The organism is Hydrogenophaga palleronii NBRC 102513 (assembly GCF_001571225.1).
Lineage (GTDB): Bacteria > Pseudomonadota > Gammaproteobacteria > Burkholderiales > Burkholderiaceae_C > Hydrogenophaga > Hydrogenophaga palleronii.
Genome location: NZ_BCTJ01000018.1, coordinates 1 through 17,832, shown reverse-complemented (window position 1 = coordinate 17,832; position 17,832 = coordinate 1). Strand labels below are relative to the sequence as shown.

Sequence of the window (17,832 nt, the reverse complement as noted above, 5' to 3'; positions counted from 1 at the left end):
GACGGTCTTTTCCGAACCGTCTTGAAATCAGACGCTGAACGGCGCGCGCAGAAAGCCGCGGAACCGCGCCCGCCCGCCGCGCGTGGGCGCTTCGCTCAGGCGGTAGTCCGGAAAGCGCCGCAGGAACTGGCCGATGGCGATGCGGCCTTCGAGCCGCGCCAGGCTCAGACCGGCGCATTGGTGGATGCCGAAACCGAAGGCCAGGTGCTTGTTGCCTTCGCGTGCGAGCTTCAGTGTTTCGGGCTCGCTGAACTGCGCCGGGTCGCGGTTGGCGGCGGCGATGCAGAGCGTCACCAGCGTGCCGGCCGGCAGGTCCACGCCGCCCACCTGGGTGTCTTTCAGCACGCGGCGGTTGCCCAACTGGTTGGACGGTTCGAAGCGCAGGAACTCGTCGACCGCACGGTCGAGCACGGCTTCTTCGGCATCGGCATTGCCTGAGGTCTGTTGCAGCGCGTGCAGCAGGCCGGCGCGCGCGGCCGGGAATTCCTGCAGCAGGATCAGGCCGTTGCCGATCAGGTTGGTGGTGGTTTCGTGGCCGGCGTTGAGCAGGAAGATGCAGTTCTGCAGCAGCTCCACCTCGCTCAGCTGTTCGCCACCCGTTTCGCCCTGGATCAGGCGCGTGAGCACGTCGCGCTCCGGGTCGCCCGGTTGGCGCCGGCGTGCGGCCACGAGCGTGCGCAGGTAGTCGGTCATCTCGGTCACGGCCGCATTGCCGGCGGCCTCTTGCTGCGCGCTGAGCGTGGGCTCCAGCGCACCCAGGATGGCGAGCGACCAGGCGCGCAGCGGGCCGCGGTCTGGGTGCGGCACGTCGAGCAGGTTGCCGATGATCTCGACCGGAATGGCCGAGGCGAAATCTTCGATCAGGTCACCGCCGCCGCGCGCCGCAATCTGGTCAAGCAGCTGGTTGACCAGGCTCACCAGGCCGGGCTCCATCTCTGCGATGGCGCGGCGCGTGAGCGCGCCCATGATGAGGCGGCGCACGCGGGTGTGCAGCGGCGGGTCGTTGAACACCAGGCTGGTGGTGTGGTGCTGAAACAGCGCCGAACCCGTGCCGTACTTGGGCGCGAACTCCACATGCTTGTCGGAGCTGAAGGCCTGCGCGTCGCGGTACACCGCCATCAGGTCGGCGCAGCGCGTGAGGAACACCGAGCCATCCGGCATGCGGCGCACCGGCTGCTGCTCGCGCAGCGCGGCATACACCGGGTAGGGGTTGGCCAGAAAGTCGGCCGGCAGGGCGCGCAGGTCGAACGTGTCTGCAATCGCCTGCGCGCGCTGGCGGTCCATCGGTGGCGTGATCGCGTCGGCCAGCATCGCGGTGGCGTGTGTCAGCGGGCGAGGAAGTCGCGGATGGCGAACAGGGTCGCGTCCGGTGTTTCCGTCATCTGGTGGTGGCCCACCGGCAGCGTGCTCGTGCTCACCGCCTTGCCGGCCGCGCGCGCGGTCTGCATCAGCAACTGCGCGGCTTTGGGCTGCGTCATCTGGTCCTGGCCGCCGAGCAGGAACAGCACCGGGCAGGTGATCTGCGCGATGGCCGCTTCGCCGCCGGCGTAACTGTCGCAAGCCACGAAGCCACGGTGGAACACGTTTACCTGGGCATTGCTGCGCAACACCCGCCGGCCCAGCGCCATGCCGGCGCCATAGACCCAGGTGCCCGGGCCGAGCGCGGAGGGCGGTGCGGCCAGGGTGCTGCGGCTGAACACGTTGACCATCTTCAGAGCCGTTTCGGGCTCGTTGAGCGAAGACTCGATGAGCGCGGGCGACACCTTCATGGGGTAGGCGGTGCCCACCAGCACCAGGTGGCTCACACGCTCCTTCAGGCGGGCCGCGGCTTCGAGTGCGATCAGCGAGCCCCAGCTGTGGCCGACCAGTGCCGCGGTCTGCACACCGGCCGCGTCGAGCAGGGCGGCGATGAAGGCCGCCGCATCCTCGACCGAGGCAGGCGCTTCGCCCTCGCTCTTGCAGTGGCCGGGCAGGTCCACCGCCAGCACGTTCCAGCCGTGGTGGGCGAGGTAGCGGCTCTGCAGGCCCCAGACGCTGTGGTCGTTGAGCACGCCGTGGATGAAGACCACGGTCGGTTTCGCGGCATCGAATGGCTTGCCGCCGGTGTAGCAGTAGGTGCTGGCGCCGTTGACTTGCAGGTACATGGTCAGGCTCCTGCTTTCTCGGCGGCTTTCAGCGCGCGTTTCAGGTCGTCGATCAGATCGTCCGGGTCTTCCAGGCCGATCGACAGGCGGATGGTGCCGGGGCCGATGCCGCCGGCCGCCAGGGCTTCGTCGCTCATGCGGAAGTGGGTGGTGCTGGCCGGGTGGATCACCAGCGAGCGGCAGTCGCCCACGTTGGCGAGGTGGCTGAAGATCTTGAGCGCTTCGATGAAGGCCTTGCCCTGTGCACGGCTGCCCTTGATGTCGAAGCTGAACACCGAACCCGCGCCCTTGGCGCCGAAGCGCAGCAGCTTCTCGGCCAGCGCGTGGCTGGGGTGGCTCTCGAGCAGCGGGTGGCCGACGCGGCCCACCAGCGGGTGGCTGGCGAGGAACTGCACCACCTTCTCGGTGTTGCCCATGTGGCGGTCCATGCGCAGCGAGAGCGTCTCGATCCCTTGCAGGATCAGCCAGGCGCTGTGCGGGCTCATGCAGGCGCCGAAGTCGCGCAGGCCTTCGCGGCGCGCGCGCAGCAGGAAGGCGCCCACCGTGCTCTCCTCGCTGAACACCATGTTGTGGAAGCCTTCGTAGGCCTCGGTGAGTTCGGGGAATTTGCCCGACTTCTCCCAGTCGAAACTGCCGGCGTCCACCACCACGCCACCGATGACGGTGCCGTGGCCGCTGAGGAACTTGGTGGCCGAGTGGTAGACGATGTCCGCGCCCAGCTCGAACGGTTTGACGAGGTAGGGCGTGGTCAGCGTCGAGTCCACCAGCAGGGGCACGCCGGCCTCGTGCGCGATCTGCGACACGGTGGGGATGTCCAGCACGTCCAGCCCCGGGTTGCCCACGGTCTCGCCGAAGAACAGTTTGGTGTCGGGCCGCACCGCGGCGCGCCAGCCGTCGATGTCGCCGGGCTTGACGAAAGTGGTCTCGATGCCGAAGCGGCGCAGCGTGTAGTGCAGCAGGTTCTGGCTGCCGCCGTACAGGGCGGTGCTCGCCACGATGTGCGAGCCCGCGCCCATGAGCGTGGCAATGGCCAGGTGCAGCGCGGCCTGGCCGCTGGCCGTGGCGATGGCGCCGATGCCGCCCTCCAGCGCTGCCATGCGCTGCTCGAACACCGCGTTGGTCGGGTTGCTGATGCGGCTGTACACATGGCCCGCGCGTTCGAGGTTGAACAGCGCGGCCGCGTGGTCGCTGGACTCGAAGACGAACGAAGTGGTGAGGTGGATCGGCACGGCGCGCGCGCCGGTGGCCGGGTCTGGGGCCGCGCCCGCGTGCAGGGCGAGCGTGTCAAAACCAGGGTCTGAGTAACCGGACATGGGAGTCTCCAGAGGTTGTTTTCGCCGCGGCCGGCAAGGCTTGCGCGGTGGTTTTGATTTCTATTGTGGGCTATATTGTCAGCACCCCTGCCCCATGGGGGACACATTCGGAACCGAGAGGAGCACAGCCATGAAAGTCAGCGACATCCTGCGCGTCAAGGGAGGCACGCTCTACACCGTTCAACCCCAGGAAAGCCTGGAGCGCGCGATCGAGACCATGTCGCAATTCGACATCGGCTCGCTGGCCGTGATCGAACACGGCGACCTGGTCGGCATGCTGACCTTCCGCGAAGTCATCCACACCCTGGCGGCCAACGGTGGCTCGCTGGGTGGCAAGACGGTGCGCACCGTGATGGACGACCACCCCATGACCTGCACGCCGCAGACCGAGCTGGAGCAGGTGCGGCCCATGATGCTGGAGCGCCATACCCGCTACATGCCGGTGATGGACAACAAGATGCTGATGGGGGTGATCAGTTTCTACGACGTGGCCAAGGCTGTGGTGGACAGCCAGAACTTCGAGAACAAGATGCTCAAGGCCTACATCCGAGACTGGCCGGAAGAAGAGTCGGAATCGACCAAGAACGAGCCGAACTTTCCCTGAGCCGGCAACCGCCTCGCCAACGTGTCTGACGCCCCGCTTGCCGGGGCGTTTGTTTTGCGGCGCCCCATCTGCATCTGCGCTGGCACCCTTGGTGCGCTGCCGTGAGCAGCGCGCTTCCTATAATCGGGCGGCTCGCGCGGCCTGCGCGGGCCGAGCCCGGGGACGACCCCGGCGCAGCGTTTTTTCCGCGTGGGACGACCCCGCACTGCTTGTCCAAGTGAGTGCCATGGCCTCGATCTTTCCCTCCCACCCGACCCCTACCTGTCCGTTGCGCCCACGCGCGCGCCGTGTGAACCCGCAAGGGGTTCGCGCATGAAGCCCGGCACCCCCGTCCACAACACCACCACCCGCCGCGAACGGCATGTCACGCCGCGCACCTGGGCCCTGTTGTTCGCTGCCTGGCTGGTGGTCGGGCTGTTCACGGTTTACGGCGCCCGCTGGCTGGCCGCGCCGCTCTCACCCGGCGTGGCCGCTGGCGCGTTTGCGCTGCTGCTGTCCACCATCGTCGCGGCATCCTTCGGCGTGGTGCGCGAAGCCGACTACCTGGCCCACAAGCTGGGTGAGCCCTACGGCACGCTGATCCTCACCTTGTCCATCGTGTCGATCGAGGTGATCCTGATCGCCTCGGTGTTGCTCGGGCCGGGCGAGTCGGCCACCATCGCGCGCGACTCCATCTTCGCCGTGATGATGATCATCCTGAACCTGGTGATCGGCCTCTGCCTGATCGCCGGCGGGGCGCGGCACGGCGAGCAGGAGTTCAACGCGCATGGCGCCACCGCCTACCTGTCGATGATCGCGTTGCTGACCACGGTGGCGCTGGTGCTGCCCAAGTTCACCAGCACACCGGGCGAGTTCGGCACCGGGCAGGCAATCGGCATCGGCGTGCTCACCGCAGTGCTGTATGCGGTGTTTCTCTGGCAGCAGGTGGGCAGCCACAAGCGTCTGTTCGTGCAGCCGCCGCCGGGGGCCATGGTGGTGCGCCACATGGAGCGGGTGCCCCGAAGGCCAGAGACCGATGCGCACGCCGCGCGCGTTTCGGGCACCGGCAGCCGCACCGCCATCTGGGTGCATGCACTGCTGTTGCTGGCCATGATCGTGCCCATCGTGCTGCTGGGCCACCACCTGGCCGTGGTGCTGGACTACGGCATCGCCGCGGCCGGTGCGCCGGTGGCGGTGAGTGGTGTGCTGATCGCGCTGATCGTGTTCACGCCCGAATCCCTGACCGCCGTGCGCGCCGCGCTGGGCAACGAGATGCAGCGCGTCGTCAACCTCTGCCTGGGGGCTTTTGTCTCCACCGTGGGGCTCACGGTGCCGGCGGTGCTGGCGATTGGCCTGTTGAGCGGCCAGCGGGTGATCATGGGCCTGTCGCACCTGGACACGGTGCTGTTCGCCGCCACCCTGGTGCTGAGCATGTTGACCTTCAACGGTCAGCGCAGCTCGGCGCTGCAGGGCTACATGCACCTGGCGCTGTTTGCGGTGTTTTCGGTGCTGCTGTTCTTTCCCTGAAACGCCGCTGCGCGCACGGCGACGCTAGAGGCCCAGCACCTCACCCCGTTCCAGCAGGAGCAGTGCGCCGACGATGAGCGCGTGCATGCCCTGCCGGAACTCGGCTTCCATCTCGGCTTCTTCCGCAGCGCGCTCGGCGTTCACCTTGGGTTCCTCGGTCGCGACCGAATACACCGTGTCGGCGACGGCGATGCAATGGAAGGCCACCGTCGCGAGCAACCACCGCGCCTGTTCCTTCGGGATGCCGTAGGCGCGTGCGATGTGGCTCTGGTGTTGGTCGATCTTGACCAGCATGGGTTGGGTGGCCGCTAGACGGCGGATCACATAGGGCGTCAAGCCGGGGTGCGCCTTGACGAAGGTCTGTATGGAGTGGGTGAACTCCGTCAGGTACGCCTGCAAACCACCGCTCCCATCGACACGCCCCTTGGGAATGTCCCAGCGGCTGAAAATTTCTTCGGCAACCAGACCCTTGAGCGCGGCCAGGCTCGGCACGTGTTTGTAGAGCGCCATGTGGCTGACGCCGAGTGCCGCCGCCAGACCGACGAAAGTGACATTTGGCAGGCCGATGGCAATGCCTGCATCGGCGATGCGCTCGCGCGTGATGGTGCGAGGGCGCCCCCGCGTCGGTGGGTTTTTCGGTGGGGAGATCATCTGTTTTTCCTGAATCAAAAACGGCCGCATGACAGCCCTGGGCCTGCCTCGACTGAATTAGTTTAGTATGATGCAAGTAATTCTTGTTTCGATTCCTCTTCATGAGTTCTCGCGAAGCCAACCCGTCTGCGCCCGAGCGCACCGGCCCGATCGGGCGGGTGTTGAGCCCCATACGCGGGACCCTTTTCGTGGCTGCGCTGATCGCCGCGGTCGGCGCCATGTTGACACTGGTGCCGCTGGCGGGCATCGCGCACATTGTCGGGGTCGTCCTTGGTGATGGCAGCGGCCCGGCGGTGGCCGCCGTGGTACCAGACGAGGTCTGGCGCACCGTGGTCATCAGCCTGTGCTGTCTGTTTGCCGGCATGGCGCTGGTGTCGCTCGCCGAGCTGCTCGCCCACCTGGCCGACAACCGGCTGACGCATGGGCTGCGCCGGGCCGCCGTGCAACGGCTGGCGCAGGTGCCGCTGGGCTGGTTCACCAGCCGCGCATCGGGTGAAGTCAAGCAGGCGATGCAGGACGACGTCGGCACGCTGCACGAACTGACTGCGCACTTCTACACCACTGCAGGTCGCGCCGCTGGCGCGGTGCTGATCTCGGTGGTTTACCTGGTCCTGATGGACTGGCGCATGGCCATCGTCGCGTTGTTGCCCTTTCCCGGCTTTTTCCTGTTTTTCCGCAAGGCCTTGAAGGCCAGCGCGGCCAACATGGACACCTTCGTCGCGGGCCTGGGGCGCATCAACAACGCGGTGGTGGAGTTCGTGGACGGCATCCCGGTGGTCAAGTCCTTCGGTGCCCGCGGCCGGGCGCACCGACCCTACCACGACGCGATCGATGCCTTTGCAGAGGCCTTCAAGGGCTTCACGCGCCCGCTGGTGAGCTCGATGGCCAATGCCAATGCGCTGGTCGCGCCCGTGGCGGTGCTGGGGCTGGTGCTGGTGGCCGGCACGGTGTTCGTGGCGCTGGGCTGGATGGCGCCGGTGGACGTGGTGCCGTTTGCCCTGGTGGCGCCCGGCATCTCGGGGCCGTTGCTGCTGCTGCACTACATCACACACGACCTGAACAACGCCGTGGGCGCTGCGCAGCGCGTGAATGCGCTGCTGGAGACGCCGGTGCTGGAGCAGCCTGCGCCGGCGCAGCAGGGCGTTCCCGAAGGCGCGGAAGTGCGTTTCGAGCAAGTTGGATATGCCTATGACGCGCAGAGTCCGGTGCTCTCGGGCATCGATCTCAGCTTGCGGCCTGGCACGGTGACGGCCATCGTCGGCGCCTCGGGCGCCGGCAAGTCGACACTGGCGCGCCTGCTGCTGCGGTTCTTCGATCCGACCGAGGGCCGCATCACGCTCGGCGGTGTGGACCTGCGGCAGATTCACAGCGCCGTCTTGTACCGCCGCATCGGCTTCGTGTTGCAGGATGTGCGGCTGATCCATGCAACGGTGCGCGAGAACATCGCCCTGGGCCGGCCCTCGGCCAGCGCGCAGGAGGTGGAGGACGCGGCGCGCGCGGCACACATCCACGAACGCATCGTTCTGCTCCCGCGTGGGTACGACTCGGTGGTGGGCGAGGACGCGCAGCTGTCCGGTGGCGAGCGCCAGCGCGTGAGCATTGCGCGGGCGGTGTTGCTCGACCCGCCGGTGCTGGTGCTCGACGAGGCCACCGCTGCCAGCGACGCCGAAAACGAGGTTCAGATCCAGAACGCCCTGTCGTCTTTTGCCGCCGGCCGCACGTTGCTGGTGATCGCCCACCGGCTCGACACCGTGATGCACGCCGACCACATCGTCGTGCTGGAGCACGGCAGGGTTTGCGAACAGGGGCGCCACGCCGAACTGCTGGGACGGGGAGGCCGCTACGCGCGCCTGTGGCAACTGGGCGCCGACGCGCCCACCGAAGCAGCGGCGGAGGCCTGATGCTCAAGACATTCGTGCAATTGTTGGGCGAAGACGCGCCCGTGTTCCGCCGCTATGCCGGCATGGCCGTGTTCTATGGGCTGCTCAGCGGGCTGACCATCACCACCCTGGTGCCGGTGCTGCAAGGCCTGCTGGTCGGGGATGTGCAGGCGGCCGGGCGCTGGCTGCTGGTGCTGCTGCTCGGCATGCTGGCCTGCTGGGCCTGGCGGCGCCGTGTGGAAAGGGCCGGCGTGGCGGTGGGCGTGGCGGTGCTGCAGGGTGCGCGCCACCGCATCGGTGACCACGTGGCGCGACTGCCGGTGGGCTGGTTCACACCGGAACACACGGCGCGGCTGAGCCACGTCATCACCCAGGGCATGATGGCGGTGGCCCAGCTGCCGGCGCACGTGTTCACCCCGGTGATCAGCGGTGTGGTGACGCCGCTGGTGATTCTGGTGGCCTTGTTCGTGCTGCACCCGCCACTGGGCCTGGTCGCCTTGCTGGCGCTGCCGGCTCTGGCGCTCGTGCTGCTGCTGACCGCGCGGCTGGGGCGGCGCAGCGACGCGCTTTACCAGCACCATTTCGCCCAGACCAGCCAACGGCTGGTGGAGTTCGCGCAGGCCCAGTCGGTGCTGCGCGCGTTCAACGGCGAAGGCGGGAGCACGCGCTGGCTGGAGCAGGCCATTGACGAACAACGCCGCAGCGGGCGAGACCTGATCTTCCTGTCCTCGGCCTCAACGGTGCTCAATGCCTGGGCGGTGCAGGCCAGCTTCTCGGTCTTGCTGCTGGTGGCCGTGGGATGGCTGAACACCCGTCTGGGCGGAGCCTTGCCGGCGAGCGACAGCGTTGCCGTGGTGGTGGCCTTGCTGCTGGTGGGCCGTTACATCGAGCCGCTGCTGGACGTGGCCGGCTACAGCGAGGTCATGCGCGGCGCGCGTGGCCAGCTTGAGGCGGTGCGCGAGATCTTCGCCGTCGCACCCATGCCCGAAGCCAGCGCCCCGCAGGCGCCCCGCGATGCGTCGGTGGAGCTGCAGGACGTGCATTTCCGTTACGCGGCCGACCAGGCCGAGGTGCTGCGCGGCCTGAGCCTGCGCATCGAACCCGGCAGCATGACGGCGCTGATCGGGGCCTCGGGCTCCGGCAAGACCACGCTGGTGCGGCTGATCGCGCGTTTCTTCGATGTGGAGCAGGGCAGTGTGCGGGTCGGCGGTGTGGACGTGAGGCAGATGTCCAGCGCGCAGCTGGCGGCGCAGATCGGCCAGATCTTTCAGGAGCACCACCTGTTTGCCGGCAGCATCGCCGACAACATCCGCGTCGGCCGAGCCGATGCCAGCGATGCCCAGGTGCTGGAGGCCGCCGAACAGGCGGGTGTGGGTGAGATCCTTGCGCGCCTGCCGCAGGGCCTGCAGACGCCGGTGGGCGAGGGCGGTGCGCGGCTCTCTGGCGGTGAGCGTCAGCGCATCGCGATCGCGCGCGCGCTGATCAAGGACGCCCCCATCCTGCTGGTGGACGAGGCCACGGCGGCGCTGGACGCGGAGAACCAGGCCGCCATCGCGCAGACCCTGGCGCGCCTGCGTGGCCGGCGCACGCTGATCGTGATTGCGCACCAGCTCTCCACCGTGGCCATGGCCGACCAGATCGTGGTGCTGGAAGACGGCGTGGTGAGCGAACAAGGGGCGCCCGGGCCCTTGCGCGCCAGCGCGGGGCGCTACGCGCATTTTCTGGCGCAACGCCAGGCGGCCAAAGGCTGGCGTGTGGCGCCGGATCCCGACGCTGACCGCTGAAGCACAGCATGTCGTTGATCCGCATGCGCTGGCTGGCGCTGTTCGCCCTGCTGTGCCTGGCCTCGCTGCTGGTGGGGGCGAGGGAGCTGTCGTGGGCGTCACTGCTGTCGCTGTCCGATGACGCCTGGCTGACCGTCACGGCGAGCCGCCTGCCGCGTCTGGCAGCGCTGGTGCTGACCGGTGTTGGTCTTGCGGTTTGCGGTGTCATCCTGCAGCAGATCGTGCGCAACCGTTTCGTCGAACCTGCCACCTCGGGTGGGCTGGACGCGGCCAAACTCGGCATTCTGGTGGCCATGACGCTCGTGCCAGCCGCTGGCACGGCCACCCGCATGGGGGTGGCGCTGCTGTTCTGTTTTGCCGCCAGCGCGCTGTTTGTCGCCATCGTGCGCCGCATCCATGTGCAGAACACCGTGCTGGTGCCGGTGATCGGCCTGATGTACGGCGGGGTATTGAGCGCCGTGGCCGAGTTCTACGCCTACCGGCACAACATCCTGCAAAGCATGCAGGGCTGGCTGCTCGGTGACTTCTCGCGCGTCGTCCAGGGGCAGTACGAGATCATTTACCTGATCCTGCCCATCGTGGCGCTGACCTATCTGTACGCGCAGCGCTTCACCGTGCTCGGCATGGGCGAGGGCATGGCCACCAGCCTGGGCCTGAACTACACGGCCACGGTGGCACTGGGGCTGGTGCTGGTGGCCGTCACGGTTTCGGCCACCGTCATCACGGTGGGCGCCATTCCGTTTGTCGGACTTGTCATTCCTAACCTGGTGGCGCTGCGCTACGGCGACCACCTGGCGCGCACGCTGCCCATCGTGGCGCTGGGCGGGGCTTCGCTGCTGCTGGTTTGCGACATTTTCGGGCGTCTGCTCATTCATCCATTCGAGGTGCCGATCGGTCTCACGGCCGGAGGCATCGGTGGCTTGCTTTTCCTCGGGCTGATCGTCTGGAGGCACCGCTGATGCGCGCGCTGTACCGCCGCACGCTGTGGCTGCTGGCGCTCGTGCTGGTGCTGACCTTCGTTTTTTATGGCGCCGGCTTCGACCTCGACTACGTGATCCCCAAGCGGCTGGCGCGGTTGGCGGCCATGGTGATTGGCGGCATCTGCATCGCCTGCTCGGCGATCGTGTTCCAGACCATCACCGGCAACCGCATCCTGACGCCGGCCATCATGGGTTACGAAGCGGTGTACCTGCTGTTGCAGTCGCTGTTGCTGCTGTGGATGGGCACGCACAGCCTGGTGGTTTTGGGTGAGAACGGCAACTTCGTCTTGTCCGTGGCGCTGATGCTGGCCTATTCGTGGGCCATCCACCTCTGGCTGTTCCGGGACGGCCGCAACAACGTGTACTTCCTGCTGTTGCTGGGCCTGGTCTTGACCATGGTGATGGGCACCTTCACACAGTTTGTGCAGCTCAAGATCAGCCCCGGCGAGTTCTCGGTGTTGCAGGGTTTCACGCTGGCCTCGTTCAACAAGGCGCAGCCCGAACAACTGGTGTACGCGGGCATCCTGGTGGCGGCCGTGTGCCTGGTGGGCATCCGGACCCTGCCGGTGCTCGACGTGCTGGCACTGGGCCGCGACCAGGCCATGTCGCTCGGCGTGGACCACCGCCGGCAGGTGCGCCTGCAACTGGCGCTGATCGCCGTGCTGGTGGCGGTCTCCACCAGCCTGCTGGGGCCGACGGCCTTTGTCGGCATCTTCGTTGCCAACACCGCTTATGCGCTGGCCGGCACGGTCCGGCACCGGGTCACCCTGCCGCTGGGCTGCGCCATTGCCATCGGCATCTTCATCGCGGCCCAGCTCGCGGTGGAACACGTCTTCAACTACAAAACCACCGTCGGCATTCTGGTCAACCTGGTGTGCGGGACCTACTTCCTGGCGCTGATGGTCCGCAAGCGAGGCGCCGCATGATCACCGTTCACAACCTCCACAAAGCCTATGGCGGCCGAGCCGTGCTCTCGGACGTGAACGCGGCATTCCCCGCGCGCTGCGTCAGTTCGCTGATCGGGCCCAACGGGGCCGGCAAGAGCACGTTGCTGATGACGATGGCGCGCCTGCTGGCGCCAACGCAAGGCGAGGTCCGCATCGACGGCCGGCCGGTGTCGGACATCCGCATTGCCGACTACGCGCGCCGCGTGGCCACGTTGCGTCAGACCCCCGACTTCAACCTGCGCCTGACGGTGCGGGAGCTGGTCGCTTTCGGGCGCTTCCCGCACAGCCGCGGCGCACTCACCGCTGCCGACCAGCGGGCCATCGACGAGGCACTGGATTTCCTGTCGCTGCAGCCGCTGCGACACGCCCATGTGGACGAACTCAGCGGTGGCCAGCGCCAGATGGCCTTTCTGGCCATGACGATCGCGCAGCAGACTGACACCCTGCTGCTCGACGAGCCCCTGAACAACCTGGACATGCGCCACGCGGTGCAGATCATGCGCGCGCTGCGGCGGCTGTGCGACGAACACGGCCGCACCGTGGTGCTGGTGGTGCATGACATCAACTTTGCCGCCAATTACTCGGACCACATCGTCGCCATGAAGGGCGGGGCGGTGCACGCTGCCGGCAGCGTCGACGAGGTGGTGACCGAAGCCGGCCTGCAAGCCCTTTACGGACTGGACTTCCAGATCACGCGCGGCGAACACGGTGCGCGCCTGTGCAACTACTTCAAACCCTCAGGAGAACTGACATGAACGGACTTCAAAGAAGCCGGCGCTGGGCCTTGGCCCTGTTGGTGGCGTCGGCCACGACGCTGCCGGCGCTGGCCCAACCGCGTGCCGACGCGCCCGTGACGGTGCAGCACCAGTTGGGCACCACAGTGATCAAGCAGACGCCGCAGCGTGTGGTGGCGCTCGACATGAACGAGGTCGATTTCCTCGACCAGCTCGGTGTGCCCATCGTCGGCATGCCGAAGGACTTCGTGCCCGACTTCCTGGCCCGCTACCGCAACGCGCCGGATGTGCAGGACCTGGGTTCCATCGTGCAGCCCAACCTGGAGCGGGTGCATGCGGCCAAACCGGACCTGATCCTGATGACCTCGCTGCAGGCCAACCACTACAAGGAGCTGACGCAGATTGCGCCGACGATCCAGTTTGATGTGGACTACCGCAACAGCGCAAACCGGCACATCGAACTCGTCAAAGACCACCTGCTGACGCTGGGACGGATCTTTGGCAAGCAGGATCTCGCGGCGCAGAAGGCCGCGGAACTGGACGCCAAGGTGGCCGAGGCGCGACGTGTCACGCAGGGCCGCCCCGAACGCGCGTTGGTGGTGCTGCACAACAACGGATCGTTCAGCTCTTTCGGTGCGCAATCCCGCTATGCGTTTGTCTTCAGCGCCCTGGGCGTGAAGTCGGCCAGCCCCGCCACCGACACCGGACTGCACGGCCAGCCGGTGTCGAGCGAATTCATCCTGCAGGCGAATCCCGATGTCATCTACATCGTGGACCGCACGGCCGTGATGCAGCGCCGCCCCGCGCTCGATGCCCAGACCCTGAGCAACCCCTTGCTGCGCCAGACCAATGCCTGGAAGAACGGCCGCGTGGTGTTCGCCGATGCCCAGGCCTGGTACGTCACCGCCGCCAGCCCGACCTCCCTGCGCATCGTCATCGACGACGTCATCAAGGGCTACCGCAACTGATCACCCTCATCCCAACCGAAAGCCAGCACCATGTCACCAAGACACCTTTCCCCCGCCCGCGCCTTCACCCTGGGCCGCATTGCCGCCGCCGTGCAGACCACCTTGTTGCTGGGGGCCATGGCCTCGGCCTCGTCGATGGCGTTTGCCCAGACCGCCGCCGCACCGCCCGCCAGCCCGCAGGCCGATGCCGAAGGCGTGCAGAACCTGTCCACCGTCACCGTCTCTGGTCAGGCCGAAGGCCCCACCGCACCGTACGCCGGTGGGCAGGTGTCGTCGGGTGGCCGCGTCGGCCTGCTGGGTGACAAGGACTTCATGGAGACGCCGTTCTCCACCATCAGCTACACCGACAAGTTCATCGAAGACCGGCAGGCCAAGGACATCACCGACGTGATCTCGGCCACCGACCCCACGGTGTTCAGCAACGGTGTCACCGGCGCCTGGAGCGAGAACTACTCGATCCGCGGCTTCGGCTCCAGCACCAACGACATGACCGTCGGCGGCCTGTTCGGCATGGCGCCGTACTACCGCACCTCGCCCGAGATGTTCGAACGCATCGAAGTGCTCAAGGGCCCGTCGGCGCTGCTCAATGGCATGCCGCCGGGCGGCTCGGTGGGAGGCGCGATCAACCTGGTGCCCAAACGCGCGGGCAACACGCCGCTGACACGTTTCACCGCTTCCTACATGTCCGACGGACAGCTCGGTGGCCACATCGATGTGGGCCGCCGCTGGGGCGAGCAACAAGCGTTCGGCCTGCGTTTCAACGGCGTCTACCGCGACGGGGAAGGCGCGGTGCGCCACCAGGACAAGAAGCTGCAAATGGCCTCGCTCGGCCTCGACTGGCGCAGCGATCGTGTGCGGCTGTCGACCGACCTCTACACCAGCGACGAGCGGATTGACGGCCCGACGCGCGGCATCAACCTGGCGCCCGGACTGGGCATTCCGCGTGTGCCCAAGCCCGACACCCTGATCAACCCCGAGTGGGCGTTTGTCGAAACCAAGGACAAGGGCGTGATGGTGCGTGGCGAGGTCGACCTGAACGACCAGCTGACCGCCTACGCCGCCTTCGGCACCAGCCGCACCGCCTACAAGTACAACGGCGCCATGTCCGCCCAGGTGCTCAACGCCGCGGGCGACTACACCACCACCATCGGCCAACTGGCGTTCGAGGTCGAGAAGAAGTCGGCCGACGTCGGTGTCAAAGGCAATTTCCAGATGGCCGGCATCCAGCACCAGTGGGCCTTGAATGCCACGCATTACCAGCACCAGCAGGCCGACTCCGGCCGCCGTTCGGTGCCTGGCGCCAACTGGACCACCAACCTGTACAACCCGGTGTGGGGGCCGGCCGTGCCTTTGGTCACCCCGCTGATCTCGCGCACCGCGGTGAGCCTGACCAGTTACGGCGTGGCCGACACGATGTCGTTCGCACAGGGCAAGGTGCAACTCACCATGGGCCTGCGCCAGCAGCAGGTGGTCAGCGACAGCCTGAACATCAACACCGGGGCGCGCAGCTCGCGATACGACAAGAGCGCCGTCACGCCGGCGGTGGCGTTGCTCGCCAAAGCGTCGGACCAGGTGTCGGTCTATGCCAACTACATCGAAGGCCTGAGCCAGGGTGCCACGGCACCGGCGACCGCGGCCAACGCGGGCACGGTGTTTGAACCCTACAAGACGCAGCAGGCCGAAGCCGGCGTGAAGGTCGACCTGGGCCAGTTCGCGCACACCTTCAGCGTGTTCCAGATCCAGCGTCCCAGCAGCTACACCGATCCCGTCACCAACGTGTTCTCTTTTGGTGGCGAGCAACGCAACCGGGGCCTGGAATGGAGCTTCTTCGGTACGCCGACAACGGGCGTGCGGCTGATGGGCGGCATGGCCTACGTCGCGCCCAAGGTCATCCGTTCTGCCACGGCGGTGAGCACTGGCAAACAGGCCACCGGGGTTGCCCGCCTGCAGGCCAAGCTGGGGGTGGAGTGGGACCTGCGCGCTGTGCAGGGCCTGACGCTGACGGCCAATGCCACCGCGGTGTCCAAGCAGTACATCAGCGCAAACAACGCCTTGTCAGTGCCCGGCCGCACCATCTATGACGTGGGCGCCCGCTACGCCACGCGGATGTCGAACCTCCCGGTGACGTACCGCGCCAGCGTGAACAACGTGACCAACAAGGCCTATTGGGGCATGCCGCTGTTGTCGAGCCTGGCGCTGGGCGCACCGCGCACGGTGATGCTCTCGGCCTCGTTCGACTTCTGAGCGGGCGGGCTGGTGCCCCCGCGCGTCAGCCTTCGCTGGCGTGGATGAAGTCGCGCACGCGCGGGTAGATCTGCTGGTTCCACTTGCGGCCGCTGAACACGCCGTAGTGGCCCACACCGGTCTGCACGTGGTGCGTCTTCATGTAGGGGCGCACGCTGCTGCAGAGGTCTTGTGCGGCCACGGTCTGGCCGACGGCGCAGATGTCGTCGCGCTCGCCTTCCACCGTCATCAGCGCGGTGCGGCGGATCGCGGCCGGGTTCACGGTGCGGCCGTTCCAGGTCAACACGCCACGCGGCAAATCGTAGGTCTGGAACACCTTCTCCACCGTCTCCAGGTAGAACTCGGCCGGCAGGTCGTTGACCGCGAGGTACTCCTCGTAGAAGTCCTGGATCACGCCGGCCTCTTCGGTGCGCCCGGCCGCGAGGTGGTCGTAGATGTTGCGGAAGGACTGCTTGTGCCGGTCCGGGTTCATGCTCATGAAGGCGGTGAGCTGCACGAAGCCGGGGTAGACGCGGCGCATGAAGCCGGCGTGCGGCAGCGGCACGTGGCTGATGAGGTTTTTCTCGAACCAGCCGATGGGTTGGCTCACCGCCAGTTTGTTGACCTCGGTGGGATTGACGCGGCAGTCCACCGGGCCGGCCATCAGCGTGAGGCTGCGGGGCTGTGCCGGGTTGTCGTCCTCGGCCATGATGGCCGTGGCCGCGAGCGCCGCCACGCAGGGCTGGCACACCGCGAGCATGTGGGACCCCGGGCCCACGGCCTCGGTGAAGCGGATCATGTAGCTGATGTAGTCATCGAGCGAAAATCCGCCGTGGCGCAGCGAAACGTCGCGCGCGTTGTGCCAGTCGGTGATGTAGACGTCGTGGTCCTGCAGCAGGGTGCGCGCGGTTTCGCGCAGCAAGGTAGCGAAGTGGCCCGAGAGCGGTGCCACCAGCAGCACCTTGGGCTGAGCCGGCGCGTCGGCTTTGCGAAAGTGCAGCAGCGTGCCGAAGGGCAGGCTGAGCACGGTGTCTTCGCTCACCGCACAGGTTTGCTCACCCACCGTGATGTGGTGAATCTTGTAGGGCGGCCGGGTGTGCGTGAGGCGCATGCGCGAGACCACATCGCAGGCGGCGGCGACCTTGCGCATCAGGCTGCCTTCTGTGTCGCGCAGCCAGAGCGCGGCGCCCAGGTGCTGGGCGCTCAGTCGCAGTGGCGAAATCAGGTCGGACTGGAGTTGATAGGCCTGATACAGCATGGGTTCTTTCCTGGGACGACGTGCTGCACTGCAGGCAAGTTGCGGGCCAGCAGCAGGTGCACCGGGCCGGTGCGCTGATACCGCACGGCGATGGCACAACCCTTGCTCTTAGGGTGGCTCCAACGAGGAGCACGTTCACCATGGCCCATGCGGTACTCACGATCAGCAGCAAGAACTACGGTGCCTGGGCCCTGCGAGGCTGGCTGATGGTGCGGCTGGCCAAGCTGCCGTTCACCGAAAACGTGATCTCGCCCGACGACCCGGCGATGAAGGCAGAGATGCTGCTGCTCTCCGCCTCCATGCGCGTGCCGGCGCTGGAGCACGACGGCATCCACGTCTGGGACACGCTGGCGATCGGCGAGTACCTGAACGAAATCAAGCCCAAGGCGGGCCTGCTGCCGGCCGACCGTGCGGCGCGCGCGCACTGCCGCGCCATCTGCGGCGAGATGCACTCGGGCTTTTCGGCACTGCGTTCGTCGCTGCCGATGAACATCAAGGCGTCGTTCCCGAACTTCAAGCTGTGGTCGCGTGCGCAGACCGACATCGACCGCATCGAGGCGATCTGGGGTGAGTGCCTGGACACCTATGGCGGCCCGTATCTCTTCGGCGAGAAGCCCTGCATGGCGGACGCGATGTTCGCGCCGGTGGTGACGCGCTTCATCACCTACGGGGTGGCGATCAGCCCTGCTTGTGTGGCGTATTGCGACACCATCATGGCTTTGCCTGCGATGAGGGAATGGGTGGCGGCTGCTGAGGCGGAGCCGGATGATATTGATGAGTTGGATGCGGAGTTCTGAGTCTCTTTTTTGTTCTGCGTGGTGCTTCTTCTTTCGTGGCGAG

The 17,832-nt window shown here is 67.0% G+C and carries 15 protein-coding genes; 10 read left to right on the top strand and 5 right to left on the bottom strand.

Features of this window, described 5'->3' with window-relative positions; all coding sequences use genetic code 11:
- Positions 1–27 precede the first annotated feature (27 nt).
- The 3 genes from HPA01S_RS13715 to HPA01S_RS13705 are packed head-to-tail and all read right to left on the bottom strand — an operon-like array spanning position 28 to position 3,457.
- A complete protein-coding gene (locus HPA01S_RS13715; RefSeq protein ID WP_245638653.1) occupies positions 28–1,311 on the bottom strand; it encodes a cytochrome P450 in 1,284 nt (427 codons plus the stop codon).
- Positions 1,312–1,325: 14 nt separating this feature from the next.
- A complete protein-coding gene (locus HPA01S_RS13710; protein ID WP_066270946.1) occupies positions 1,326–2,144 on the bottom strand; it encodes an alpha/beta fold hydrolase in 819 nt (272 codons plus the stop codon).
- A 2-nt stretch (positions 2,145–2,146) separates the two neighbouring features.
- Positions 2,147–3,457 (bottom strand): O-acetylhomoserine aminocarboxypropyltransferase, encoded by a 1,311-nt coding sequence (locus HPA01S_RS13705; RefSeq protein ID WP_066270940.1) that lies wholly within the window; start codon positions 3,455–3,457, stop codon positions 2,147–2,149.
- A gap of 130 nt (positions 3,458–3,587) precedes the next feature.
- Here HPA01S_RS13705 and HPA01S_RS13700 point away from each other — a divergent pair, with 130 nt between their 5' ends.
- Positions 3,588–4,061 carry a CBS domain-containing protein gene (locus HPA01S_RS13700; protein WP_066270938.1) on the top strand — a complete coding sequence of 158 codons (474 nt, stop codon included), beginning with the start codon at positions 3,588–3,590 and terminating at the stop codon, positions 4,059–4,061.
- A gap of 312 nt (positions 4,062–4,373) precedes the next feature.
- Positions 4,374–5,567 (top strand): calcium:cation antiporter, encoded by a 1,194-nt coding sequence (locus HPA01S_RS13695; RefSeq protein WP_066270936.1) that lies wholly within the window; start codon positions 4,374–4,376, stop codon positions 5,565–5,567.
- 24 nt (positions 5,568–5,591) lie between these two features.
- On the opposite strand, the gene HPA01S_RS13690 is transcribed toward HPA01S_RS13695, so the two are convergent.
- Positions 5,592–6,218: a TetR/AcrR family transcriptional regulator gene (locus HPA01S_RS13690; protein ID WP_174525301.1), complete on the bottom strand. Its 627-nt coding sequence runs from the start codon at positions 6,216–6,218 to the stop codon at positions 5,592–5,594.
- Between the two features lie 101 nt (positions 6,219–6,319).
- On the opposite strand from HPA01S_RS13690, the gene HPA01S_RS13685 reads away from it, so the two are divergent.
- The 7 genes from HPA01S_RS13685 to HPA01S_RS13655 are packed head-to-tail and all read left to right on the top strand — an operon-like array spanning position 6,320 to position 15,755.
- Positions 6,320–8,119 carry an ABC transporter ATP-binding protein gene (locus tag HPA01S_RS13685; RefSeq protein ID WP_066270933.1) on the top strand — a complete coding sequence of 600 codons (1,800 nt, stop codon included), beginning with the start codon at positions 6,320–6,322 and terminating at the stop codon, positions 8,117–8,119.
- Entirely contained in the window at positions 8,119–9,882 is a 1,764-nt protein-coding gene (locus tag HPA01S_RS13680; protein ID WP_066270929.1) for an ABC transporter ATP-binding protein, read from the top strand. Before HPA01S_RS13685 ends, HPA01S_RS13680 begins: the two co-directional genes overlap by 1 nt.
- An 8-nt stretch (positions 9,883–9,890) precedes the next feature.
- Positions 9,891–10,841 (top strand): ABC transporter permease, encoded by a 951-nt coding sequence (locus tag HPA01S_RS13675; protein ID WP_157085017.1) that lies wholly within the window; start codon positions 9,891–9,893, stop codon positions 10,839–10,841.
- Positions 10,841–11,788: an iron chelate uptake ABC transporter family permease subunit gene (locus HPA01S_RS13670; protein WP_066270925.1), complete on the top strand. Its 948-nt coding sequence runs from the start codon at positions 10,841–10,843 to the stop codon at positions 11,786–11,788. The genes HPA01S_RS13675 and HPA01S_RS13670 overlap by 1 nt, the downstream gene beginning before the upstream one ends.
- Positions 11,785–12,564 carry an iron ABC transporter ATP-binding protein gene (locus HPA01S_RS13665; protein WP_066270923.1) on the top strand — a complete coding sequence of 260 codons (780 nt, stop codon included), beginning with the start codon at positions 11,785–11,787 and terminating at the stop codon, positions 12,562–12,564. The genes HPA01S_RS13670 and HPA01S_RS13665 overlap by 4 nt, the downstream gene beginning before the upstream one ends.
- Positions 12,561–13,511 carry a siderophore ABC transporter substrate-binding protein gene (locus HPA01S_RS13660; protein WP_066270921.1) on the top strand — a complete coding sequence of 317 codons (951 nt, stop codon included), beginning with the start codon at positions 12,561–12,563 and terminating at the stop codon, positions 13,509–13,511. The genes HPA01S_RS13665 and HPA01S_RS13660 overlap by 4 nt, the downstream gene beginning before the upstream one ends.
- 30 nt (positions 13,512–13,541) lie before the next feature.
- Positions 13,542–15,755 carry a TonB-dependent receptor gene (locus tag HPA01S_RS13655; RefSeq protein WP_066270916.1) on the top strand — a complete coding sequence of 738 codons (2,214 nt, stop codon included), beginning with the start codon at positions 13,542–13,544 and terminating at the stop codon, positions 15,753–15,755.
- A 25-nt stretch (positions 15,756–15,780) separates the two neighbouring features.
- Here HPA01S_RS13655 and HPA01S_RS13650 read toward each other — a convergent pair whose 3' ends face one another.
- Positions 15,781–16,992, bottom strand: a complete 1,212-nt coding sequence (locus HPA01S_RS13650) for a polyhydroxyalkanoate depolymerase (RefSeq protein ID WP_066270914.1) — start codon at positions 16,990–16,992, stop codon at positions 15,781–15,783.
- Between the two features lie 140 nt (positions 16,993–17,132).
- Between HPA01S_RS13650 and HPA01S_RS13645 the strand changes: the two genes are divergently transcribed.
- Positions 17,133–17,789: a glutathione S-transferase gene (locus HPA01S_RS13645; RefSeq protein WP_066270912.1), complete on the top strand. Its 657-nt coding sequence runs from the start codon at positions 17,133–17,135 to the stop codon at positions 17,787–17,789.
- Positions 17,790–17,832: the final 43 nt, after the last annotated feature.

What these genes read in the sequence shown, in the direction of transcription:
- HPA01S_RS13650 (WP_066270914.1), bottom strand. Translation starts at nt 16,992, where the DNA reads ATGCTGTATCAGGCCTATCAACTCCAGTCCGACCTGATTTCGCCACTG.
- HPA01S_RS13705 (WP_066270940.1), bottom strand. Translation starts at nt 3,457, where the DNA reads ATGTCCGGTTACTCAGACCCTGGTTTTGACACGCTCGCCCTGCACGCG.
- HPA01S_RS13665 (WP_066270923.1), top strand. Translation starts at nt 11,785, where the DNA reads ATGATCACCGTTCACAACCTCCACAAAGCCTATGGCGGCCGAGCCGTG.
- HPA01S_RS13715 (WP_245638653.1), bottom strand. Translation starts at nt 1,311, where the DNA reads ATGCTGGCCGACGCGATCACGCCACCGATGGACCGCCAGCGCGCGCAG.
- HPA01S_RS13655 (WP_066270916.1), top strand. Translation starts at nt 13,542, where the DNA reads ATGTCACCAAGACACCTTTCCCCCGCCCGCGCCTTCACCCTGGGCCGC.
- HPA01S_RS13680 (WP_066270929.1), top strand. Translation starts at nt 8,119, where the DNA reads ATGCTCAAGACATTCGTGCAATTGTTGGGCGAAGACGCGCCCGTGTTC.
- HPA01S_RS13660 (WP_066270921.1), top strand. Translation starts at nt 12,561, where the DNA reads ATGAACGGACTTCAAAGAAGCCGGCGCTGGGCCTTGGCCCTGTTGGTG.
- HPA01S_RS13690 (WP_174525301.1), bottom strand. Translation starts at nt 6,218, where the DNA reads ATGATCTCCCCACCGAAAAACCCACCGACGCGGGGGCGCCCTCGCACC.
- HPA01S_RS13700 (WP_066270938.1), top strand. Translation starts at nt 3,588, where the DNA reads ATGAAAGTCAGCGACATCCTGCGCGTCAAGGGAGGCACGCTCTACACC.
- HPA01S_RS13645 (WP_066270912.1), top strand. Translation starts at nt 17,133, where the DNA reads ATGGCCCATGCGGTACTCACGATCAGCAGCAAGAACTACGGTGCCTGG.
- HPA01S_RS13710 (WP_066270946.1), bottom strand. Translation starts at nt 2,144, where the DNA reads ATGTACCTGCAAGTCAACGGCGCCAGCACCTACTGCTACACCGGCGGC.
- HPA01S_RS13685 (WP_066270933.1), top strand. Translation starts at nt 6,320, where the DNA reads ATGAGTTCTCGCGAAGCCAACCCGTCTGCGCCCGAGCGCACCGGCCCG.
- HPA01S_RS13670 (WP_066270925.1), top strand. Translation starts at nt 10,841, where the DNA reads ATGCGCGCGCTGTACCGCCGCACGCTGTGGCTGCTGGCGCTCGTGCTG.
- HPA01S_RS13695 (WP_066270936.1), top strand. Translation starts at nt 4,374, where the DNA reads ATGAAGCCCGGCACCCCCGTCCACAACACCACCACCCGCCGCGAACGG.
- HPA01S_RS13675 (WP_157085017.1), top strand. Translation starts at nt 9,891, where the DNA reads ATGTCGTTGATCCGCATGCGCTGGCTGGCGCTGTTCGCCCTGCTGTGC.